Genomic DNA, 21,818 nt, shown 5'->3' on the forward strand with positions numbered 1-21,818 from the left:
GTCTTGCCCCCCGGCACGACGATGCGCTCGCCACCGCCCTGCGAAGGCGGCGCGGCCTTTTCCTCCGGCACGGCGAAATCAGGGAAGTCGCCGAACAGCGCATTGCCGCCGTCCGGCAAGCCGGCCCCGAGTCCGCGCAGCGCCAGGCTCTGCCGCAGGTCCTCCAGCAGCCGCAGCGAGGCCGCCACGCCATCGCGGCTGACGTGCTGGATGTTGCTCATGTCCTGGCCGATGCCGGGCAACGCGTTCTGGTCGAAGGCGCTGTACGACACCCCGCCGGCCACGCGGGCCGCGATCGATGCCAGGGCCTCCTGACTGACCCGCTGCGATTCATGCACCGAGAACTGCACGAAAAGCGCGGGCGCCATGCCCTGCGCGATGACGCGCTGCTGCGCCGGATACTCGATCGGGAAGACCTGGTCGCCTTCCGGCGGGCGGAACTGCGAGGCGCCGCGGATCGTCACCACCAGCTGGGCGGTGCTGGTGCTGCCGTCGGCATCGGTGATGGTGTAGCTGAACACCTCGGTCAGCGTCTGGCCGTCGCTGAGCGCGGCGACGCGGGCGTTGCTGGTGTCCACCTCGTAGCTATAGCTGCCGTTCGCATTCATGCGCAGGCTGCCGTATGCGCCGGCCAGCGCCCCGCCGCCGATCACGCCCGGGCGTCCCTCGAAGGAGAAGGCGGTCACGGGCTCGGCCACGACATCGGCACCGATGCGGTCGCCGATGTCGCCCGGTCCGCGCCCGTTCGACCCGAACACGTTGCCGCCGACTGTGGGCACGCCTGGCCGCGTGGTGTCGACCGAGGCGGCGTCGTCGCGCGCGGTCGGCACATCGTCGATCACCAGCACGCGCAGCGTGCCCGAACTCGTGTCGCCATCGCGGTCGCGCACGACGATGGCGATGTCGTCCGTCACTTCGCCGCCCGCATGCGGCTGCCGGCTGGTCAGCGTGTAGCTGTAGGTGACGGCACCGGTCGCCGGGTCGTAGCCGGTGAGCGTGAGCAGGCCCTTGTCGGTCACGAGGGTGACCGGCGTCGTCCCGAGCTGCGCCAGCTGTGCCGGGGTCAGCGGGGTGCCGGCGACCTCGAGGCTGCCGAGGCCGTCGGGCGTGCGGATCACGAAGCGGCCGGTGGTGGTCTCGCTCGGGTCGCCGCCGTCGCCCAGCCCGCGCTCGCTGACGGTGGCCTCGCCGGTGCTGCCGGAGCCGTTGCCGTCGTCGAGGACCAGCGACACGCCGTCTTCGGCGCCGCCGATGGTGATGGTGATGGTGGCCGTCGAGCTGTCGCCGTCAGCGTCGGTGATGGTGTAGTTCACCACCTCGGTCAGCGTCTCGCCGGGAAGCAGGTGCTGGACGACCGGGTTCGCGTTGTCGAGCGTGTAGGTGTAGCTGCCGTCGGCGTTGACGACGATGCTGCCGTAGGCCGTCGCGAGCGGGCTGCCCAGGCTGCCCGGCGTGCCGCCGAAGCTCACGCCGGTGACCGGCACGCCGTTGGCGTCGTCGGCACCGTTCGCATCGTTCGCCTTCACGTCGCCGCTCGCGGTGTTCGGCGCCGCGTCCTCGTCGATGGTGGCGGCATCGTTCGCCGCTACCGGCACGTCGTCGACGATTCGCACCTGCAGCGTGCCCGTGCTCGAGCCGCCGCCTGCGTCGGTCACCTGCAGTTCGACGGGATCGAAGCTCTCGGTGGCGCCGGGCTGGCCGAGCGGGTTCTTGAGCGTGTAGGTGTAGCTCAGCTCGCCGGCCGTCGGCACGCCGCCGACCGAACTGGTGGCGGTGAAGCCGGTGAGCACCAGCGTGCCCTCGCCGGTGTCGATGCTGCGCGGCGTGGCGCCGAGCGCCTGCAGCTCGGCGACCGTCAGGGTGGTGCCGCCGACCGTGACCGAGGTCAGCCCGTCCGCCGCGCTGATGGCGATGGTGCCGCCGCTGGTCTCGCTCGGGTCCGCGCCGGCCGGGCCGTCCGTTAGGCCGCTTTCATGCACCTCGGTCTGGCCGGCCGCGGCGCCGTTGCCGTCGATCGGAACGATGGTCGGTCCGCTCGCATCGGTGCGGCCGTTGATCGCGATGGTGAGCGTGGCGGTCGAGGTGTCGCCGTCGGCATCGACGATGGTGTAGCTCAGCGTCTCCGTCAGCGTCTCGCCGTCCTTGAGCGCATTCACCAGGGCGTTGTCGTTGTCGAGCGTGTAGGTGTACGTACCGTCCGCGTTGACGACGATGCTGCCGTAGGCGGTGGCGAGCGGACTGCCCAGCACGCCCGGCGTCGCGCCGAAGCTCACGGCCGTGAGGGGCACTGTGTTGCCGTCGTCCGCGCCGTTGCGGTCGTTGACCTTCAGGTCGCCGCCGACGGTGTTCGTGCCCGCGTCTTCGTCGATGCTGTTCGCGTCGTTCGCGGCCAGCGGAACATCGTCGACGATCAGCACCGTGAGGGTGCCGTTCGCCACATCGCCGTCGCGGTCGGTCACGGTCAGTGCGAACGGGTCGGTGACCTCGCCGCCGCTGTGGTCCTGCCGCTGCTGCAGGGTATAGGTGTAGCTCACGTCGCCGGCGGTGGTGAGGCCGCCGACCGTGCTGGTGGGCGTGAATCCGGTGATGTTCAGCACGCCGTCGGCGGTGATGATGGTCTGCGGCGCGCCGGGGGTCGCGGCCTGCAGCTGCGCCAGCGTCAGGGGCGTGCCGTTGATGCTGATGCTGCTCAGGCCGTCGGCGGCGCTGATCGTGAAGGTGCTTGCGCCCGTTTCGCTGGTGTCGCCTGCGCTGGTGAGGCCGGCCTCGTTCACGCTGAGCTGGCCGGTCGCCGCGCCGTTCTGGTCGCTTACCACGATGCCGGGAACGTCGTCGCCCGCGCCACCGTCGGCGGCCCCGGTGATCGTGATCGTGAGCTGCGCGATGTCGGTGCCGCCCGCGCCGTCGGAGACGGTATAGGCGTAGACCTCGGTCAGCGTCTCGCCGGCCGTCAGGGCCTGCACGCGCGGATCGGCGTTGTTCAGCGTATAGGTGTAGCTGCCGTCGGCATTGAGCACGACGCTGCCGTAGGTGCCGGCGAGCGGGCTGCCCACGCTGCCGGCGGTGCCGCTGCCGGCCTCGGTGCCGGTGCGCACGGCGCTCACGGTCAGCGTTGCATGGTCGGGGTCGGTATCGCCCTGCCCCGGCACGCGGCCGTTGACGACGTTGGCGCCGACCGAGACCGTGTCCTCCACGATGCTGTGCGTGTCGTCGTTGGCCGTCGGCAGGTCGTTGGCGGCCACGATGGTGAGGGTGCCCGTCAGCACGTTGCTGTCGAGCGCCGGCCCACCGGCGTCGCCGCCCGCCTGCACGTTGTTGCCGTCGTTGATGACGACGGTGTAGACGCGGTCGGGGTCCGTGCCGAAGTTGGTGGGGTTGTCGCTGGTGCTGCGGTACGACAGCGCGTTCAGCACGCCCTGCACTTCCGCCAGCGTCGTGTCGGCATCGAACTGCACGACCAGCGGCGCGCCGTTGCCGCCGGAGACGTTGGCGCCGGCCGGCAGCGCGCCGTCGACCAGCAGCAGGTCGCCCGGCTGGTAACCGTCGAGGCTGACGGTGATGCGGCCCGCGCCGAAGATGCCCGCATCCAGCCCCGGCGTGGTGGCGAGATCGAGGTCGGACACGGTGCTGCCGCTGAGCAGTGCGACCGGCGGAATGCTGACCCCTGTGCCCGTCTGGCCGTTCTCGATCGCGCTGGCGTTGGTGGGCGTTCCCGCGAGCACCGGCGCGTCGTTGCGCGGCGCCACCGTGGTCGAGAGCGTGCGCGTCACCGACCACTGGCTGGTGGCGGCGCCGACGGTGGCGCTGATGTCCCCCGCACCTGCAACGACGGCGGTGTCGGAGACGCGCACGGTCAACGCGCCGGGCGTGCCGTTGTAGTTGGCGGCCGGCACGAAGCGCAGCTGCGCATCGGGCGGCAGCAGCACCGCGCTGCCGTCGGAGGCGCCGGCCGGCACGGCCGTCCAGCTCGTGCCGCTGTCGGTCGAGTACTGCCAGCTGCCCTCTGCCGCGGTGGCGGCATTGCCGACGATCGCGATGCCGCCGAAGGGCGTGGCCGCGTTGCCGCCACCCGTGATGCCGGCCTGGTTGTCCGTGGCATCGCCGTAGCCGCCGCCGAACAGGCTGGCCGCGGTGGCCGCAGGCGCGGGCTGGCCTTGCTGGTCCTCGACGCCGGCAGCGAGCACGGCATCGGTCCCGGTGGGCCGGTCGTTGACGTTGGCGACGCTGGTCGACAGCACGACCGTCGCCGCGCTGTAGACGGTGGTGCCGCCGTTGCCGGCGCCCGCAACGTTCACGGTCGAGCCGGAAACCGGGTCGGCCGTGGCGCTGTCGGCGTTGGCATCGGTCTCCACCAGGCGCACCGTGAGCTCGTTGGGCGTGCCGTGGAAGTTCGCGGCGGGCACGAAGCGCAGCTGCGCGCTCGATGCGAGCACCAGCGCGTTGGCATCGCTGCGCGCGCCCACGGCCGGCCAGGTCGTGCCGTCCAGCGAGTACTGCCACTCGCCCTGCGCCGGATCCAGCGCAAGGCCGGTGATCGCCACGCCGAAGAAGTTGTCGGGCGTGCTGCCGCCGGTCGCGCCGGTGCCGCTGTTGTCGATCTGGTCGGCCGCATCGCTGAAGTGGCTGCCGAACAGGGCCCCGACGGTGCTGCCCGCGGCCGCGTTGCCGGCGTCTTCGTTGACGGCCGGCAGCGTCTCGGCATTGCCGTTGACCACGACCGGGGCGTCGTTGAGCGGATCGACGGTGAAGCTGAAGGTGCGCGTGGTGACCAGGTCGGCGGCCACGCCGTTCTGGTAGGCGAAGGTGCCGGTGGTGCTGTTGTCGCCGGGTGCCAGCGTCGCCGGCCGGCCGCCGGTATTGCCCTCGTCGTCGACCACGATGGTGACGGTGAAGGAGCCGTTCCAGTCCGGTCGCCCTGCCACGCCGGGCGCATCGGGCAATTGCACTTCGATGGTGTTGATGCGGCTGTTGATCTCGGCCAGCGTGCCCGTGATGGTGACCGACCTGCCGTCGCCGGCGATCACCGCGCTGCCGCCGCTGCCGGCGCCGATGGCGGTGATGGTGAAGCCTTCGGGCACCGAGACGGTGGTGGTGAGGACGCTGGTGTCCAGCGCGTCCTGGTCGGTCACGGTGATGCCGGTGAGGGTGACGCTGCCGCTGCCCTCCCCCGCGTTCAGGTTGCCTGCCGCGATGTGCGCCGGATCGTTCACCGACGACGGGAACAGCGTGCGGTAGGTCGATGCGACATTGCTCGCCAGCCCGCCCGGCGTGGCCGCATAGGGGTCGATGGCGGTGGCCGGCGGGACGACGGTGCCGTTGCCCGCGTTGTCGTTCTGGCCGCCGTTGGCGCCGGTCACCACGCCGCCGCCGTCGCGCACGCGATCGTCGGCAATGACCTCGACGCGGTAGCCCACGTCGCCGTTGGCCAGCGCGCCGGTGAGCGCGACGGCCAGGCCATCGAGGTAGGCCTGAACCTGGGCGCGCGTGCCGCTGATGACCAGGGCGCTGCCGGTGCCGTCGAACACGCCATCGATGGCTACGCCCGAGCTGCCGGCGTTGCCCGAAGTGATGGTGACCTCGCCGTTGGTGCCGTCGTAGGAAGTGGCGGGCAAGGCGTTGCCGCTGGCGTCGGTGATGCGGATGGTCAGCTGCAGGAAGTCGGCCTCGCCGTCCGTCACGTCCGATGCGGCGCCGTTGCCGGCGATGTCGCCGTCGACGTCGATATCACCGACCGTGAAGCCGGGCACCGCGGTGGGCGTCGCGCCGCCGGTCAGGACGACCGGCGTGCTGGATGTGATGCCGCCGCCCAGCGAGACCGTGGGCGCATCGTTCACCGGCGCGATGGTCAGCGCCATGGTCACGTCGGGCGGATTGTCGGCAACGCTGCCGGCGCCCACGTCGTCGCCGATGCGGGAGCCTGCGTCGTCGAAGGAGACGGTGAGCGTCACGTCGCCGGCATCGACGCCGTTGGTGTCATGGTTGAGGTTGGCCGCGCTGCGGTAGGTGAGGCCCGTCGCGGCGCCGCTGTTGATGAGGGCCTGGATGTCGCTCGCACGGCCGGTGAGGACCAGCAGGCCGGTGTTGTCGCCGGTGATCGTGACGGCCTGGCCGCCGCCGGGCGTGACGCTTCCCTGCGCGCCGGCGCCGCCGATGCCGAGCGTGCCGCTGGGCACCGACAGCCGCACGGTGACCGGCGTGTCGAAGGCGGCCGACTCGGGGTCGGCGACCACGAAGCCGCCGCCGATGTAGGTGGCCTGGTCCTCGACCACATTGGCGCTCGGGGGCGCGGTGAGCGTGGCGGGGTCGTTCTCGCTCGAAGCGAAGATGCGCACCGAGGCCGCCGAAATGTTGCCGGTGATGGCGCCGGCGGTCGGCACGGCGGCGCTGTACCAGTCGTACTCGGTCGCCGGAACGGCGATGCCCGTCGTGCCCGGCGGATCGGATTCGTTGATCGGGCCACCGTTCGCGCCCGTCTGGAGGGCGCCGGCAGCGTCGCGCAGCCGGTCGTCGGCAATGACCTGCACCTGGTAGACCGCGTCGCGATCGTCGCCGAAGGTCACGGTCAGCCCCGCGAGCGCTGCGTTGACCTGAGCGCGGGTGCCGCGCAGGGTCAGGAAGTCGCCCGTGCCGTTCTTGTCGCCGTCGACCGTCACGCCGCCCATGGAGGTCGAGCCGATGGTCACGCCGGCATAGGCGACGGCGTCGAAGGCGTTGCCGCCGGCATCGAGCAGGCGCACGATGACCTGCACGAAATCGCTCTCGCCGGCGGTCGGCGTGTCCATGTCGGAGTCGGCCACGCTGAAGCCCGGCACCGGGTTGTTCACGGCACTCGCGCTGTCGACGGGAATCGGCTCGGCCGGGCCCGTGACCACCGGCGCATCGTTGGCCGGCGTGACGTAGATCCAGAACTGGTTGCCCGGCTGCTCCTTGTCGCCGTCGCCGAGGCTGAAGGTGAAGGAGTCGCTGGGCGGATTCGGATAGGTCGCGCCGTCGGACTCGTCGCCGCCGTGAAGGTAGTAGATGCGCCCCGCCTGCACGTCCGCCTCGGAGAAGGAGGAGCCGACGCCCAGCCGCAGGAAGGTGACGCCGTCGGTCGAGTAGGCGATGCTGCCGTGGGCCGCGGCCCCGGTGATGGTGTATTGCACCTGGGTCGTGCTGCTGTCGGTGTCGAAGGCCGAGAGCATGGCGCTGGAGATCTGCGCGTAGCCGCCCTCCGCCACCGTCAGCGGGTTGTTGACCGAGGTCCCTGGGTCGGCCTGCCTCGGGTCCGGCGCGATCTGCGGCGCATCGTTGACGTTGGTGATCTGGATGCCGACCGTCGCGGTGTTCGAGGTGGCGCCCCAGCGGTCGACGGCGCGCACATCGAAGCTCGTGTTGCGCAGCTCCGAGCCGTCGCTGACGAAGCGCAGCCGGGTGGTGCCGGCGGCGCCGGTGATCAGCGCCGCGTCGATGAGCTGGCCCGCAGTGACGTTGGGCCAGCTCGTGCCGCCGTCGGTCGAATACTGCAGCGTGCCGCCGGGCGGCAGCGTCAGCACTTCGATCCGCAGTGCGCCGGCGCCGGTGGCCGCGTTGTCGAACGCGTAGTTGCTGCCGCCGCCAGGCAGCGTGGCCGAGGACTCGAGGTAGTTCTCGCTGTCCGCGTCGTCCGGGTCGGCGATCTGCAGTTGCCCGGTCGTGATGTAGGCCGTGCCGCCTTCGGGAATGACCGTGTTCGAAGAGCCGACCGTGACCGGCGCGTCATTGACCGGCGTGATGAAGAAGGTGAAGCTGGTGTCCCACGAGTCGGAGGTCAGCCCGCCCGTGCCGTCGTCGACGAGCACGCCGGCGGATGCGGAGAGCCGCACGCTCGACTCGAAGTCCTCGCTGGCGCCGTCGTGCTGGAAGCGGATGCTGCCGGCGTTGAGATCGGCCTGGGTGAAGGTGTCGTACACCCCCATGGTTACCCACGTCGTGCCGTTGAAGCGCTGCAGCGTGCCGTTCCATGCGCCGCCGGTCACGCCGTCGAAGCCGAGGATGGTGTAGACCACCTGTTCGGGCGGCACGCCGTCGGCCGTGTAGCTCAGGCCGGGGGTGAGGTTGAAATCGCTGCCGGTGCCGGCCAGCACGATGGTGCCGCCCTCGTTCAGCGTTCCACGCGAGATGCCGCTGTCGTTGGTGCCGGCATAGTTCGAATCGGCATGGGTCGTGGTGTTGTCCAGGGGCGGGAAGCTGCCGCCGTTCCCGGTGGGCGTCTCCACCAGGTTGATCGTGAAATTGAAGGTCCGCAGGCTGTCGTCGTTGTAGTTGCCGGGCGTGCCGTTGTCGTTGTACTGGCCGCCATCGCGCTCGATGCGGGTGCCGTCGGCATTCCATCGGATGCTGGTGGTGTTGTCGCGCACCTGGAACTGGAAGACGTCGGTCTGGTTCGGTCCCGCGCCGGTCACCTGCACGTACTGCACGCGGCCCGCCTTGACGTCGGCCACGGTGAAGGTGCCGCCGCTCGGCAGCACCTGGCCGTTGAGCAGCAGGCGGCCCTGGTCGAGCAGGGCCTGCGAAGTCACGGCGATGGTCAGGCGGTCGTCGCTCGAATCCACGTCGAAGGCATTCAGCATCGCCTCGGTCAGCGTCACCGTGTAGGCGCCGCTGCCGTCGCCGGGTGCGGTGACGGTGGCGACCAGGCTGCTCGCCGGGTCCAAGGTCGGATCGTCATCGGTGGGCTGGATGGTCAGCGCAATGATCGCGTTGGTGGTCTGCACTGCACCGCCGCCCGCACCGCCGCCGCCATCGCTGACCGCGACGCCGAAGCCGTCGGCGTAGGGGTACGGCGTCGCGGGGTTGGTGTCGCGGTTGCCGACGTTGGCATAGGTCAGGCCGCCACGCGCCCCGTAGGCGAAGACGAAACCCGCATCGATGTCGGCCTGCGTCACGGCGTGGTTGGTGACGGGCTGCGATACGCCGCCGATGGTGACGGTGCCGGTGAAGAACAGCGCGCCGTCCGTCGGCAGGCTGGTCAGCCGCACGGTGAGCGTCGCATCGGCGTCGTCGCCGCCGCCATCGGCGACGATGAAGTTGCCGACCACCGACGCCGGGTTGCCGCCGCCGTCGAGGGCATTGGCGGGCTGGCCTTCGAGGATGACGCCAGAGCCACTCACGGTCGGCGCCTGGTTGAGCGGCGTGACGTTGAGCGTGATGTTGGCGGTATCGGAGCGGTTCTGCGGCGTCGCGCCGTCGTTGACCTGCACCGCGAAGGCGTCCTGCGTGTTCTGGTCCGGGCCGGTGGCGGTATGGACGTACACCACCCGGCCGTCGATCACGTCCTGCTGCGTGAAGACCGCGCCGATGCCCAGGCGCGTGCCGTTGAGCAGGAGATGGCCGTGCACCGTATCGGCCGTGAGGGCGTACACCACCTGGCTCGGCACCTGGGTGCCGAGCGTCACCTCGGGATCGATCGCGTTCAGCGTCGCGACGGTCAGGACCGTGCTCCCGATCTCGTTGACAGACTGCGCCGCATCGGCTACCGCCACGGGGTCGTTCGACGGCGTCACCGTCACATCGAGGGCGCGCGTCGCGGTCAGCGCGGGCGCTTCGGAGTCGGTTACGGTCACGACGATGCGCGTGCTGGCGGCGGTGGTGCCGAGCTCGACATCGGCCGAGGCGAACACCAGCTGGTTCACCCACGCATTCGCCGCGGACACACTGCCGGTGAAGCTGTAGCCGCCGGCGATGCCGGTGACGCCGGTGGTGCTGGCCGAGGACAGAGTGCCCTTCGCCGGGTCTTCGACCACGACGGTGACGGTCACGTTGCCGGAGCCGTCGTCGGTGATGGTCCAGCCGCTGAGTGTCCCGCGGTCGGCGCCAGGTGCGTTGAGGCTGCTCGGCTCCGCCACGACGAGCCGCGTCGCCGTGGTGCTGACCGTGGGGGCGGCCATGACGCCGTCGTAGCCGGCATCGGCGAAGCTCAGCGCCTCGATGTGGCCGGTGGCGGATTCCAGCGTCCAGTCCGCCCCGCGCGCGGCCGCGCCCGTGGCGTCGATGGACGAAGCCACGTCGGCGCCTGTCAGGCTGGCGAGCGCTTGCGAGAACTGCGCACCATCGGCAGCGACGTCGCAGCCGTAGAGCAGGATGTCCGCATCGGCGCCGAGGCTCGCACCGATGCTTCTCCAGGCCTCGGCGGAACGCTCGAGGCTGGCCGCGTCCACCTGCTCGTTGCCCAGCGTGATCTCGCCGGTGCTGCCATGGCTCAGGATGTGGAGCGCGCTGATGCCGGTCTGCCCTGCAAGAGCATCGGCGAGTTGCTGGACGCCGGAAGAACCGGTGTCCAAGAGGATCAGCTCGGAACCCGCCGGGACGGAAGCGGCGAGCTGCTGCCAGTTCGCGACGTTCTGGTCCACGACGTAGACCTCGTGCGGTGCGCTCGGCGCGGGCTGCAGGGCCGGTGCCGATTCCGCCGCGGCCGGTTCATGTTGCTGCTGCGGCGCCGGGTGCGCCGGCTCCGCATGATGGACATCTGCAGGCGCACTGCCCGCCTGCGGCGCGTCGGCCGCATGCGTGGCCGCCTCGACGAAGGCGGCGCCATCGAACAACTGGCGGCTCTCCAAAGCAAAACGATGCGTGCGCGGGCGAAGAAAGTCGACCTTTGAAACTGGCATGTGGGCTCTCAGCTTTCGGGAGACGATGGCATCGGGGATGCCTGTGGGCGTGTGGATGCACACGCGGCTGTCATCGGGACGCAGGGCGGATCAACGAAGGAATACAAGCTCGACCACAACAGTTCGCCCGGTGGGCTTTTGCCTCTGCCGGAGCATTCCTGACCCTGTGAAAAAAGCACAGCCGAAAGTTGGCGGCTGCGCAAAGCGACGCGATCGTACGTGTGGCTTTCGAGCGTTACTGCTTGTATGTATGCACGTTGCAACGAGGCCCGATTTCGGAGCTCTTTTTCATCAGAGCGTCAGGCCGGCCCCGTCCGTCACCCGGCCGTCGAAAACACCGAGCGAGTTCATACGGCGGCATGACTTCCAGCTGGTCGTAGCGGCAAGCGCTGGGCGGCTTGTCGAAACCCACTTGGCGATTACGCCATCCAGGCCCGCGCCTTGAAATGCTGCAGCCAGAAGTAGAGACCGCGCGGCGTGGCGATGCGTCGCGGCTCTGGATCAAGACCTCGCCGTGGCGGCGTCCCACTTCGCGATCACCTCTTCCTCGCATCCTTCGGCACCGCGAAGTCCCGTCATCAAGCCATAGACCTGGCTGTCGTCGCCGAAGCGGTCGAAGCAGGCATAGCGCTCGCGGGCCAGTCGCGCGGTCTCCGGACGGGTCTTCTCTAGGTACTGCAGCACAGCGTCGATCGAGCTGTTCAGGCTGTCGAGGTCCGTGCCGTAGAACCCGGACCTCGACGCCTCCGGGAGCGCGTCATTGGAGCGGCGCTGCCAGTCCAGGAAATCGACCACGTCGGTGTTGCGCCACATCCAGGTCGGGAATCGGCGGAACCCGGCCAGCGCTTCGACCGCGGAAGCGTCGTCGCCCAGGCCGCGAACGTAGCGGTTCACCCGATAGGCATCGGGCCAGTCGCCTTCGATCGCAACGGCGTTGAACCCCTTCTCGGTGATCAGCCGCTGGGTGATGCGTGCGCGCTCTCGATAGAACTCGTGCGTGCCGTGCGAGGCTTCGCCCAGCAGCACGAAACGGGCGTCGCCGATCAGCGCAAGCAGCGCGCCGTGATCGTCGTCGCCGGCGAACGGCAGCGCGGCGCGGCGCACCGCGTCGAGCGCCTTGGTGTCCTCGATTCGTCCCATTCCTGCCTCCTCGCGTGCGGTCGTCCAGACACACATGCTCCAGCAGTTTGCGAGGGGTCCGGCCTTTCACGTCGAAGGTCGCGGGGGCCCGTTCGCGCGCTTCGAATTTCAATGTGCAAGCACTGGCGCAGGCAGTCTGTAGGACGGCTGCCGGACTGTCGAGAAACGGTCCTCCCGGTGCTCGGCCGATCAATCCATCTGGATCTTCTTGGCCTTGATGAGCGCGCCCCACTGCCGGGATTCGCGCTGGATGGCCGCTTTCATCTCCTGCGGCGTCGTCCCCATCGGCGTCGACGCAAGATCCGCAATGCGCTTCTGCATCTCGGGTGTGCGTGTGATCCGGACAAACTCGGCGTTGAGCTTGGCGAGCACATCGGGCGGCGTGCCCGCCGGCACCCAGACGCCCTGCCATCCGAGAAGGTTCAGACCCGGCAGTGCTTCGTTCATCGCGGGGACTCCCGGCAATTCAGCTACGCGCCGCTCCGAGGTCACGGCCAGTCCGCGCACCTTGCCCGATCCGGCGAGCGGCACGGCCGAGGGAAAAGGCTCGGCCAACATCGCGATCTGCCCGCCCATCACGTCGGCGACCGCTCCCTGCTTGTACGGGACGTGGAGCATCTTCACGTTGGCCTGTTCCTGGATGATCTCGAAGATCAGGTGGCCCGCTGTTCCCGGACCGTAGCTCCCGTACGCCACCTTCTCGGGGTTCGTGCGGGCATAGTCGATCGCTCCCGCGAGATCCTTCGCCGGGAAGTCCTTGCTGCCGAGGATCACGTAGGCCGTCGACAGGGTCTGCGTCACCGGCGCAAGGTCCCGCGCCATGTCGTACCCGAGCTTGGGAAACAGGTGCGGGTTCATAGTCGGGATCTGGTTGTAGGCATAGAAGATCGTGTAGCCGTCGGCAGGCGACTTGGCCACGAACTCCGCGCCGATGTTTCCGGAAGCGCCCGGCTTGTTCTCGACGGTCACGGGCTGGCCCAGCGAACGACTCAGCTGATCGGCATAGAGGCGGGCCATGACATCGGGGGCCACGCCCGGAGGAACGGGCGTGACGATCCGGATCGGGCGATTCGGGTAGCCGGTCTGTGCAACGGCCGCTGTGCTGACAGCGGCGAGTACGCCGAGGCCGACGATGATTTGGCGGATAAGTGCGTGCATGAGTCGATGTCTCCTGGTTTCTGTCCTGGCGTCCGTCGATGGAAGCCGCTCAAACGATTGCTGCTGATCGGCTGCGCAACAGATCCAGCGCCACGTCGACGATCATGTCTTCCTGTCCGCCTACCATGCGCCGCCTGCCGAGTTCGACCAGGATGTCCACCGCCTTGAGGCCATAGCGCCCGGCCGCTGCTTCGCTGTGGCGCAGGAAGCTCGAATAGACGCCCGCATACCCCAGGGCCAGCGTCTCCCGGTCCACCCGCACGGGCCTGTCCTGAAGAGGACGCACGATGTCGTCGGCCGCATCCATCAGCTTGTAGAGGTCGCAGCCGTGGTTCCAGCCCAGCCGGTCGGCGGCGGCGATGAAGACCTCCAGCGGCGCATTTCCCGCCCCTGCCCCCATGCCCGCCAGGCTGGCGTCGATGCGGTCGCACCCTTCTTCCACCGCCACGATGCTGTTGGCCACGCCGAGGCTGAGGTTGTGGTGGGCGTGCATTCCCGTCTGGGTCTCGGGTCTCAGCACGTCCTTGAAGGCCCGGAACCGGTCGCGCACGTCGTTCATGCCCAGCGCGCCGCCCGAGTCGACCACGTAGATGCAGGTGGCGCCGTAGCCCTCCATGAGCCTGGCCTGCTGCGCCAGCTGCTGCGGCGTGCACATGTGGCTCATCATCAGGAAGCCGACCGTATCCATGCCGAGCTTGCGCGCCTCCTCGATGTGCTGGCGGCTCACATCGGCCTCGGTGCAATGCGTGGCGACGCGCACGATGCGGGCACCCGCGTCGCAGGCGGCCCTCAGGTCGTGCACGGTGCCGATGCCCGGCAGCAGCAGCGTCGCGACCCTGGCATGCTTGACCGTGTTCGCCACGGCTTCGATCCACTCGAGATCGGTGTGCGCGCCGAAGCCGTAGTTGAAGCTGGAGCCGGCCAGCCCATCCCCATGGGCCACTTCGATGGAGTCCACCCGGGCGTCATCCAGGGCCTTGGCAATGTCCTTGGCGTTGCGCAGCGAGTACTGGTGCCGGACCGCATGGCTGCCGTCGCGCAGGGTGACGTCGGAGATGTAGAGCTTCCTGGATGCGAGGCCTGTCGTGTTGGTCGTCATGGTCTTCTTGTCCTTCAGGCCACGGGCACTTCGGCGCGCCGGGTGGCGGCGCTCATCGATGCGGCCATGCGCTCGCCGCAGGCCAGCGCCGCGCTTGTCATGATGTCCAGGTTGCCGGCATAGGCTGGCAGGTAGTGCGCGGCGCCCTTGACTTCGAGGTAGACGCTGGTCTTGAGGCCCGTCATGCGGCCGATGCCCGGCACGTCGATGGGCTGCTCGATGCGCTCGAACTGCACCTTCTGCTTCAGGCGATAGCCCGGCACGTACTTCTGCACCTTGGCGACCATGGCCTCGATGCACTTCTCGATCGCGGCCGGCTCCGCGGGTTCGGAGAACACGAAGACGGTGTCGCGCATGATGAGCGGCGGCTCGGCCGGGTCCAGCACGATGATGGCCTTGCCCCGTGTCGCGCCGCCTACGGTCTCGATCGCCCTGGTGGTCGTCTCCGTGAACTCATCGATGTTGGCGCGCGTGCCGGGGCCGGCCGATCTACTGGAAATGCTGGCCACGATTTCCGCGTAATGCACCTTGGCGACCTGCGACACCGCCGCAACGATGGGAATGGTCGCCTGGCCGCTGCCGATGACGGCGGCCTTGAGTTTGCGAGTCATGGAGATTTTCCTGGCTTTCAATGGTGGGCTGCGCGGCCCCGCGGAGCCTGGGAAGGCAGCGCTCAGGCCCCGACCGCGTGTTGGCTTCTGAACGCCTCGATGCGCTTCCATGCGCCGGGAGAAAACTCGGCGGCCGGTGCATTGCCTTCGACGACGCCCAGCAACACGCCGGCCGTCTCGCCCTCCTCCGCTTCCAGGCACTCGAATCGGCGCTGCACACCAATCGGGCATGCAAAGAAATCGAGCGGGCCGAGGACCACCGATCGGTTGCCCTCTTCCCCTTCCCATTCGATCAACCACCGCCCCTTGACGCCCAGGAAGGTCTCGACCGTGGCGTGGTTGTGCATCAGCACGCCTTTGCCGGGCTCGCATTCGATGAAAGAGACACCGAAGCCCGCCCTGAGGTGACTGACGGCAGCCTTCGCCTCGTCGCCGAAGGGCGAGGTGTACCCCTCGTCGTCGGGCTGGTCGAAGCCCAGGACATTCAGGAAGGCCCGCTGCCCCTCCGGCAGCTCCATGTCGGGCAGGCCGGACCGGCACCGGTCCAGTTCGCTGAACCTGGCCAGGCCTTTCAGCATTTGATCTTCAGCCAGCTTGACGACGGGCAGTGGCATGTTTGTTTCTCCTTCAGGTTGTCCTGGGTCTGCAATTGGATTTCGAGGGCATGGCGAGAGACGAGGCGGGACCGGCTTCAAACGCCCCCTCCATTCACGCGGATCACCTGGCCGCTGAGCCATGCGCTCTCCGGCCCGGCCAGGAACGCCACGATGCCCACGATGTCCGTCGGGCGCCCGAGGCGCCCCAGGGGGATGCGGTCGGCGTAATAGCGCAGTTCGGCCTCGGTCTTTCCTTCCAGGAACAGCACGGTTTCCACCTGTCCGGGGGCCACGGCGTTGACCGTCACTTGCCGTGGACCCAGCTCCTTGGCCAGGATGTGAGTCATTGCGTCGACACCGGCCTTGGTGGCCGCATAGACGCCGAAGTTCGGGTGATAGAACCCGACGACGCTCGTCGAGATATTGATGATCCGTCCGCCGCCGCGCATGCGTCGCGCGCTCTCGCGCATGCCCCGGAAGTAGCCCCCGAGATTGACAGAGACCAGACGATCGAACATGGCGTCGTCGGATTCGGCCAGCGGCGCTTGCCGCAGCATTCCGGCGTTGTTGACGAAGACATCTACCGGTCCGAATTCGCGCTCGGCGACGTCGTACAGGTTACACGCACAGTCCAACGCCGCCACGTCGCCCTTGACCGCGATCGCCTTGCCGCCCGCGGCATGGATCTTCTCCACGACGCCAGCGGCGTCCGCCGTGGCCTGCGCATAGTTCACCACGACCGCGTGTCCATCGGCGGCGAGGCGGATCGCGATCTCGGCGCCGATGCCCTTGGATGCACCCGTCACGATCGCGGTTTTCTCAACCTTGGCTGACATGTTCTGCGTCATGCTTGCTCGACGCTCAGCGTCCCCGCCTCTTCCATGCGCCTCATGCTTTCCTGCGAATAGACGCCTCGGGGCGACTCGCCCTGGATGATCCCGAGCAGCAGGGCTTCCGACTCGCCCTGGTCGGTCGACACGCATTCGAATCGGCGGTTGACGCCGACGGGGCAGGCGATGAAGTCCAGCAGACCCAGCGTCACCGACTCGATCCCATCGCTGCCCTCCCAATCGATACGCCAGCCCCCCTTGATGCACATGAACGTTTCGATCGTGTCGTGCGCGTGCATCAAGACGCCCTTGCCTGGCTTCGCGGCAATGAACGAGAGGCCGAAGCCCGCCTTCATGTGCCGGATCCGGGCCCTGGCCTCGTTGCCGAACGGCGAGTAGCCGCCCTCGGGCTGCTCGAACCCGAGGACATTGAGGAAGGTACGCTGCCCTTCGGGCAACCCCATGTCGGGCAGGCCCGAGCTGCAGCGGGTCAGCTCCGAAAAGCGCGCCAGGCCCGCCAGCATTTCGCCGGTGCCGGGTTTGACAATCTGAATACTCATCTGTGGTCTCCAACTTGTTGTGAGCAATCGAGGGGGGCAGCTCAATCGTCTCGAAAGTGCGTCATGAGCGCTGCGGTGAACTCGGCCGGGTTGAGCAACGTGGGATAGTGGCCTCCGGCGGCCAGCCTGAAGTGCCGGGAGCCCCGATACCGTTCGCGCATCGCCACGCGCGTGGCTTCGTCGACGACCATGTCATCGCGCGCGTCGAGCACCGCGATCAGGTCCTCCGGCATCTCGACCTTGGGCACCGGCCCGGCGCCAAGGACGGCCAGAAGCGCCGACTTGGCCATCTCGGCGGTCTGATGCGTGCCGACGAGCGCCAGCATCGTGTGCTTGAAATCTGCCTTCTCCGCCGTCTCTTCGCCGGCCGACCGGAGCTGTCCCAGCGTGTTCGCCAGGTGCTGCTCGGCGGGCGTCTCCATCAGCTTCTCGCGGGAGATCTTCTGCTGCAGCCAGTCCGCGTCGTAGAAGGTGTTCGCGAACATGCACCGCCGCACGCGCAGCGGATCACGCAGGGCGCACAGTTGGGCGACATACCCCCCGAGCGACGATCCGAAGAGGTCGAACCTTTCGATTCCGGCCGCCGACAGCACGCCAAGCAGTCCCGAGGCCATCGAAGCCGCGTCGTCGAGGCCGGGATACGAAACGCTGACCACCCTGCGGGTGTCGCGCAACGCTTCGATCGTGCGATAGAACGTGTCGCCCGTGCCTCCGGCACCCGGCAGCAGGACGAGCGGGACGCGCGCAGCGTCCTGGTCCGTATCCCGGAACATCCATCCCTCGTGCGGTCCCGTCCACCGGATGAGGGGGAAGCGGCGCTGGAAGTCGGCGAGGTTCGAATGCATGGCAGTGGACATCTGGCGAAAGAGAGGAGCCGATTCGATCACCCATGCCGCGGGCTGCCAATCAAGCCGCATGAATGCGCCCATTTGCGGGGCGGATCGGCGGCAGCTCCCGAATTGACCCTTCTCGTTCGCCCGTCCCACAATGGCGTCTCGACAACGGAGTTTCTCTGGTGATCCAGCTCAAGAAGAACATCGACCTGAACCTGCTCGTGTGTCTCGATGCCTTGCTCACCGAAGGCTCGGTGACCCGAGCGGCGGAGCGGCTCGACATGAGCCAGCCCGGCATGAGTCACGCGCTGTCGCGCCTGCGCGTCCTCACCGGCGACGCACTGTTCGTGCGCTCCGGCAACGAGTTCATTCCCACCGAGCGCGCCCAGGCGCTGGCGGGCAAGGTGCGCATCGGCCTTGCCGCCCTCGAGGAGATCTTTTCCGAGGAAGGCCCGTTCGATCCGGGTGCGACGGCAGGACGGCTCACCGTCGCGGCCGTCGACTCGGTCGGCGTGTTGCTGGTGCCGCGGCTGGCGCAGGCCTTGGCGCGGGAGGCCCCGATGGTCTCGCTCCAGGTTCGCCTCCCCGACGCCGTGAAGCTGCGCGAGTGGCTGACCGAAGGCGAATGCGACATTGCCCTCGGGTTCTTCATCGATGCCCATTCCGAGCTGCATTGCAGCGATCTGTTCGGCCAGGAACTGGCCGTCATCAGCGGGCCCTCCCATCCGCTGCACGGGCAGCCGATGAGCCTGCAGCAGTACGTGGACTCCACGCACGTGGTATTCGGCTCTCCCTTCGTGACCACGTCGCCCATGGAGGAATCGATCGACCTGGCACTGAAGAAGTTGAACCTGGAGCGAACGCGATCCGTTCAGGTGTCTTCCATGCTGCTGGTTCCGTATGTGGTTTCAGCGTCACCGCACGTTGCCGCGCTGCCCTCCTGGCTGGCGCGCCAGTACGCCAGCTCCTTGGGCCTGCAGGTTCGCCCCCTGCCCTTCTCCATGCCGCCCATCGTCATCCGCATGCTGTGGCACGACAGGACCCATCGAACGGGCATGCACCGCTGGGTGCGTCAGCTCATACGCGCGCTGACACAGGAGCTGGCGCAATCCGATGGCGCGATCACCGTGGCAAGAAGGTCCGAAGCTCCGCTCTTGCCTGGAGACGCCGGCTGAGGGTGGCTTCGCGACTCGGCGCGGGATGCGGCGCCGCCGGGAGTGCCTGCCGCACGGCGATTGCCGTCGGCCAATGCCGGACTCGTCCTACCGGGCACCTCGCGCTGCGTGCCGCAATCTCGTGACTCGCCCACTACACCTCCGGAAAGTTGCCATGTTGATGTCCTTCAGCCTCGATCCGTCAATGATCTCCACGCTCGGCAGCACCTTCTATCCCACGGGATATTCCATGGTCATGTTCCCGGACGAGGCGACCGCCGTTTCGGTCGGCGAGGAGCTCAGCGCGCAGCTCGAGGACAGCGAGCTCTACCTGCTCACGCCGGCCGCGATCCTTTCGCAGATCACGCCCACCGTGAGCGACGCCGACGATCCGCTGCCGTCTGCAGGAACCGAGGGCGCCACGGTCAGGGCCTACACCAAGCTGGCGAAGGAAGGCCATCACGGCCTGCTGGTCAAGACGCCGGACGCGGAGACGGCCGAACGAATGATGGAGGTCGTGCGCCGAGCCCCCTACTCCGTCGCGCAACGCTATCGCGCCTTGGTCATCGAGGATCTGTAGGGCGTCGCGGGAACTCATCCCACAGGCATCGTCCGCCGCACCGAAACCGCCTGAGCTGCGTCGATGAAGCGGGCGACACCATCGTCCAATAGATCGACATCCACTCTTCTGATTTGATGACTCCTGCATTGCCAGGAGAGTCGTCTTGTCTACCCCACCGTCGTTGCGCCGCCCCAACCGCTCGGAATCCGCCCGCGCCGAACATCGGCTGGCGGAGCTTGGCATCCACCTGCCGGCACCGCCCAAGCCGCTTGGCATCTATGTGGAATCGGTGCACTGCGGGAAGCTGCTCTTTCTGACCGGGATGCTTCCTATCGAAGACGGCGAGGCCAGGTATCTCGGACGCGTCGGCGCGGAGCTGGATGCCGAGGACGGCCGCGAGGCGGCCCATCTTGCGGCGCTCAATGGCCTCGCAGTGGCGCGCAAGCACCTGGGGTCGCTCGACAAGGTGGCGCGCGTGGTCCGGCTCGGCGTCTCCATCGCCACCGCAGACGACTTTCGCGACCATCCGAAGGTCGCAGACGGCGCTTCGCAACTGCTGCAGGATGTCTTCGGCAAAGACAGGAACCCCTGCCGCCTGGTGCTTGGCGTGGCAAGCCTTCCCCTCGGCACTCCGGTCGAGCTCGAACTCATCTTCGAGATCGCCGAGTGATCAGACCACCCGCGGTGGAGAGGAATCGATGCCGCTTAGCTGTCGGTCGAGCCAAATGTCATGAGGACCAGAGAGCAGTCGCAGAGCCCTGCGATGCCCATACCTTTGTCTATGCGATATGCATGAGATCCTTTTCAGCCGAAGGTGAACGAGAAGACCTCGGCACCGGGCTTCTCAAACTCGATCTCGAAGCGACGATCTCCAATGCGTTGCGCCACCCGCACCAACTGGTACATCCGGGGCGCGTCGAGTGTTCCGCGCCCCTGCGCGTCGACATCGACGCCGTGGTCAGCGCCTGGCGTTCGGCCGTCGATCGTGATCCTGAAGGATCCATGCCCACCCGTTCCCGGGCCCATCACCAGATGCAGATCGCGCGCATGGAAGCAATAGGCGATGCGCCCGCCTTCCTTCTCGAGGACCGCGGCCTCCTCACGGAGAGTCCAATCGCCCGCGAGCGCCCACTGGTTGAGTCGAAGCCGCGCCGGGGCGTCGTAGGAACGACGCCGGTTCGCCACGGCACCGCCGGATGCCAGGTTCGTGCTTCGCGCGTAACCGGCGTAGGTCTCCGGGGACTTGAGGTTCGCCCAGTCGGCTGGCGCTTCCGCGCCTGAGGCCACCGGTGTCACGAGCCCGGTGTCGAACGTGGCGGGGCTGATCTCGCCCAGCAGTCGCTGGATCGCTCTTTCGGACTTGTCGTAATTGCCCTCTCCGAACTGGCTGTGCCGGATGCGGCCCATGGAATCGATGAAGTACAGCGCGGGCCAGTACGCATTGCCGAACGCACGCCAGATCGCGTGGTCGCTGTCCACCGCCACCGGATACGTGACGCCGATGTCCTTGACGGCAGACCGAACGTTGTCCAGCGACCGTTCGAACGCGAACTCCGGCGAATGCACGCCGATCACGACCAGGCCCGCGTCCTTGTACTTTGCGGCCCATGCGCGAACGTAGGGAAACTCGCGGCGCCAGTTGATGCACGAATAGGTCCAGAAGTCGATGAGCACGACCTTTCCGCGCAGGGATGCCGAAGACAGCGGCGGCGAGTTGAGCCACGTCGTCGCCCCGTCGAGCCGAGACTCATCGTTGCTCATCAGTCCTCGCCAGTCCACGAGTGCCGCGCCTGCAACGGTCATGAAATTTCGTCGATCGTTCACGTCGGCCTCCGGGTTCACAGACGCCACAGTTGCTACCTGGAAGACTCGCCGAGCTTGCCGGTGTAGTCCGGGAGACGCTTCTCGACGTCCGGGTTGGTCTGCAGGCCCATCTGCAGCAACTGCGAGATCCGCTGCTGCGCTGCCGGGCGCTTCACCGAGCGGAGGAAAGCCGCCCACTCGGCGCCGACCTGATCGTTCGGCGGCAGGCTATTGAGGTTGACCAGGACCTTGATGTCGGCGATCGCCTGCTTGTCGAACCCGGCGATACGACGCGCCATCGCATCGACGAAGGCGTCCAGCTCGGCATCCGGCAGCGCACGATTGACATAACCGTAGCGCTCGGCGAGCTCGCCGTCGATGTCATTGCCGGTCAACAGCACCTCCAGCGCGCGGCCTCGCCCCATCAGCCGTGGCAGGCGCGCCATCGGGCCGCCGCCGGGAACAAACCCGGCGCCGATCTCGAACTGCGACAGCAGAGCCCGCTCGCGGCTGGCGAACCGCATGTCGCTGGCAAGGGCCAACTCGCTGCCGACCCCGCTCGCACGTCCACGAATCGACGCGATTGACACCACAGGCGCCTTGCTGATGCGCACCAGCATGTCGGGCAGTTGCGGCAGGCCGGTCGGCCCCGGAGGCAGACGGGTCGTGTCCGTCAGCGGCGGCACGAAGTCGTAGTGGGTCAGGAAGAAGTGGGGAACGTCTCTGTCGAACACCACGACCTTCAGGTGCGGGTCGGCTTCGATCGCGGTCACGACCTTGTTCAGCTGCGGCGTCGTGTTCGGCCCGTAGATGTTGAACGGCGGGTTGTGGAAGGTCACCCGCC

Annotated in this window: 13 protein-coding genes and 1 pseudogene; 3 read left to right on the forward strand and 11 right to left on the reverse strand. The window is 68.0% G+C overall.

The annotated features are described in order from the left end of the window. The 9 genes and pseudogenes from APY03_RS11235 to APY03_RS11275 all read right to left on the reverse strand — a co-directional run. On the reverse strand, positions 1-10,628 hold a 10,628-nt coding region (locus APY03_RS11235), incomplete at its 3' end, for a cadherin-like domain-containing protein (protein ID WP_083944282.1). Between the two features lie 501 nt (positions 10,629-11,129). Next, positions 11,130-11,768, reverse strand: coding sequence for an erythromycin esterase family protein (locus APY03_RS11240; RefSeq protein ID WP_068676812.1), 639 nt, complete (start codon positions 11,766-11,768; stop codon positions 11,130-11,132). A 189-nt stretch (positions 11,769-11,957) separates the two neighbouring features. Beyond that, positions 11,958-12,926, reverse strand: coding sequence for a Bug family tripartite tricarboxylate transporter substrate binding protein (locus APY03_RS11245; protein ID WP_068676814.1), 969 nt, complete (start codon positions 12,924-12,926; stop codon positions 11,958-11,960). A gap of 49 nt (positions 12,927-12,975) precedes the next feature. After that, positions 12,976-14,025 (reverse strand): 4-hydroxy-2-oxovalerate aldolase, encoded by a 1,050-nt coding sequence (gene dmpG / locus APY03_RS11250; RefSeq protein WP_068676815.1) that lies wholly within the window; start codon positions 14,023-14,025, stop codon positions 12,976-12,978. Between the two features lie 14 nt (positions 14,026-14,039). Then, positions 14,040-14,600: pseudogene (locus tag APY03_RS43610) on the reverse strand (acetaldehyde dehydrogenase (acetylating)); the annotation flags it as partial. A 98-nt stretch (positions 14,601-14,698) separates the two neighbouring features. After that, a complete protein-coding gene (locus APY03_RS43615; protein ID WP_068676816.1) occupies positions 14,699-15,250 on the reverse strand; it encodes a hypothetical protein in 552 nt (183 codons plus the stop codon). Positions 15,251-15,327: 77 nt separating this feature from the next. After that, positions 15,328-16,080: an SDR family oxidoreductase gene (locus APY03_RS11265; protein ID WP_232081281.1), complete on the reverse strand. Its 753-nt coding sequence runs from the start codon at positions 16,078-16,080 to the stop codon at positions 15,328-15,330. Next, complete coding sequence (locus tag APY03_RS11270; protein ID WP_068676817.1) at positions 16,077-16,622, reverse strand: hypothetical protein; 546 nt, start codon at positions 16,620-16,622, stop codon at positions 16,077-16,079. The genes APY03_RS11265 and APY03_RS11270 overlap by 4 nt, the downstream gene beginning before the upstream one ends. Positions 16,623-16,663: 41 nt before the next feature. After that, positions 16,664-17,467, reverse strand: a complete 804-nt coding sequence (locus APY03_RS11275; protein ID WP_162487183.1) for an alpha/beta fold hydrolase — start codon at positions 17,465-17,467, stop codon at positions 16,664-16,666. Between the two features lie 170 nt (positions 17,468-17,637). On the opposite strand from APY03_RS11275, the gene APY03_RS41370 reads away from it, so the two are divergent. The 3 genes from APY03_RS41370 to APY03_RS11290 all read left to right on the forward strand — a co-directional run bounded on the left by APY03_RS41370 (position 17,638) and on the right by APY03_RS11290 (position 19,841). Further along, the gene (locus tag APY03_RS41370) at positions 17,638-18,630 is read left to right on the forward strand and encodes a LysR family transcriptional regulator (RefSeq protein WP_068676820.1); all 993 of its coding nucleotides are present in this window, start codon (positions 17,638-17,640) and stop codon (positions 18,628-18,630) included. A 154-nt stretch (positions 18,631-18,784) separates the two neighbouring features. Beyond that, positions 18,785-19,189: a hypothetical protein gene (locus tag APY03_RS11285; protein WP_068676821.1), complete on the forward strand. Its 405-nt coding sequence runs from the start codon at positions 18,785-18,787 to the stop codon at positions 19,187-19,189. 145 nt (positions 19,190-19,334) lie between these two features. Further along, positions 19,335-19,841 carry a RidA family protein gene (locus tag APY03_RS11290; RefSeq protein WP_232081280.1) on the forward strand — a complete coding sequence of 169 codons (507 nt, stop codon included), beginning with the start codon at positions 19,335-19,337 and terminating at the stop codon, positions 19,839-19,841. Between the two features lie 134 nt (positions 19,842-19,975). Here APY03_RS11290 and APY03_RS11295 read toward each other — a convergent pair whose 3' ends face one another. After that, the gene (locus APY03_RS11295; RefSeq protein WP_232081279.1) at positions 19,976-20,995 is read right to left on the reverse strand and encodes a thioredoxin family protein; all 1,020 of its coding nucleotides are present in this window, start codon (positions 20,993-20,995) and stop codon (positions 19,976-19,978) included. A 32-nt stretch (positions 20,996-21,027) separates the two neighbouring features. After that, positions 21,028-21,818: enoyl-CoA hydratase/isomerase family protein (locus tag APY03_RS11300; protein ID WP_068676948.1), on the reverse strand; the 791-nt coding region annotated here is incomplete at its 5' end.

It is taken from the genome of Variovorax sp. WDL1 (assembly GCF_001541225.1).
GTDB lineage: Bacteria > Pseudomonadota > Gammaproteobacteria > Burkholderiales > Burkholderiaceae_C > Variovorax.

What these genes read in the sequence shown, in the direction of transcription:
- APY03_RS11240 (WP_068676812.1), bottom strand. Translation starts at nt 11,768, where the DNA reads ATGGGACGAATCGAGGACACCAAGGCGCTCGACGCGGTGCGCCGCGCC.
- APY03_RS11245 (WP_068676814.1), bottom strand. Translation starts at nt 12,926, where the DNA reads ATGCACGCACTTATCCGCCAAATCATCGTCGGCCTCGGCGTACTCGCC.
- dmpG (WP_068676815.1), bottom strand. Translation starts at nt 14,025, where the DNA reads ATGACGACCAACACGACAGGCCTCGCATCCAGGAAGCTCTACATCTCC.
- APY03_RS43615 (WP_068676816.1), bottom strand. Translation starts at nt 15,250, where the DNA reads ATGCCACTGCCCGTCGTCAAGCTGGCTGAAGATCAAATGCTGAAAGGC.
- APY03_RS11265 (WP_232081281.1), bottom strand. Translation starts at nt 16,080, where the DNA reads ATGACGCAGAACATGTCAGCCAAGGTTGAGAAAACCGCGATCGTGACG.
- APY03_RS11270 (WP_068676817.1), bottom strand. Translation starts at nt 16,622, where the DNA reads ATGAGTATTCAGATTGTCAAACCCGGCACCGGCGAAATGCTGGCGGGC.
- APY03_RS11275 (WP_162487183.1), bottom strand. Translation starts at nt 17,467, where the DNA reads ATGCATTCGAACCTCGCCGACTTCCAGCGCCGCTTCCCCCTCATCCGG.
- APY03_RS11285 (WP_068676821.1), top strand. Translation starts at nt 18,785, where the DNA reads ATGTTGATGTCCTTCAGCCTCGATCCGTCAATGATCTCCACGCTCGGC.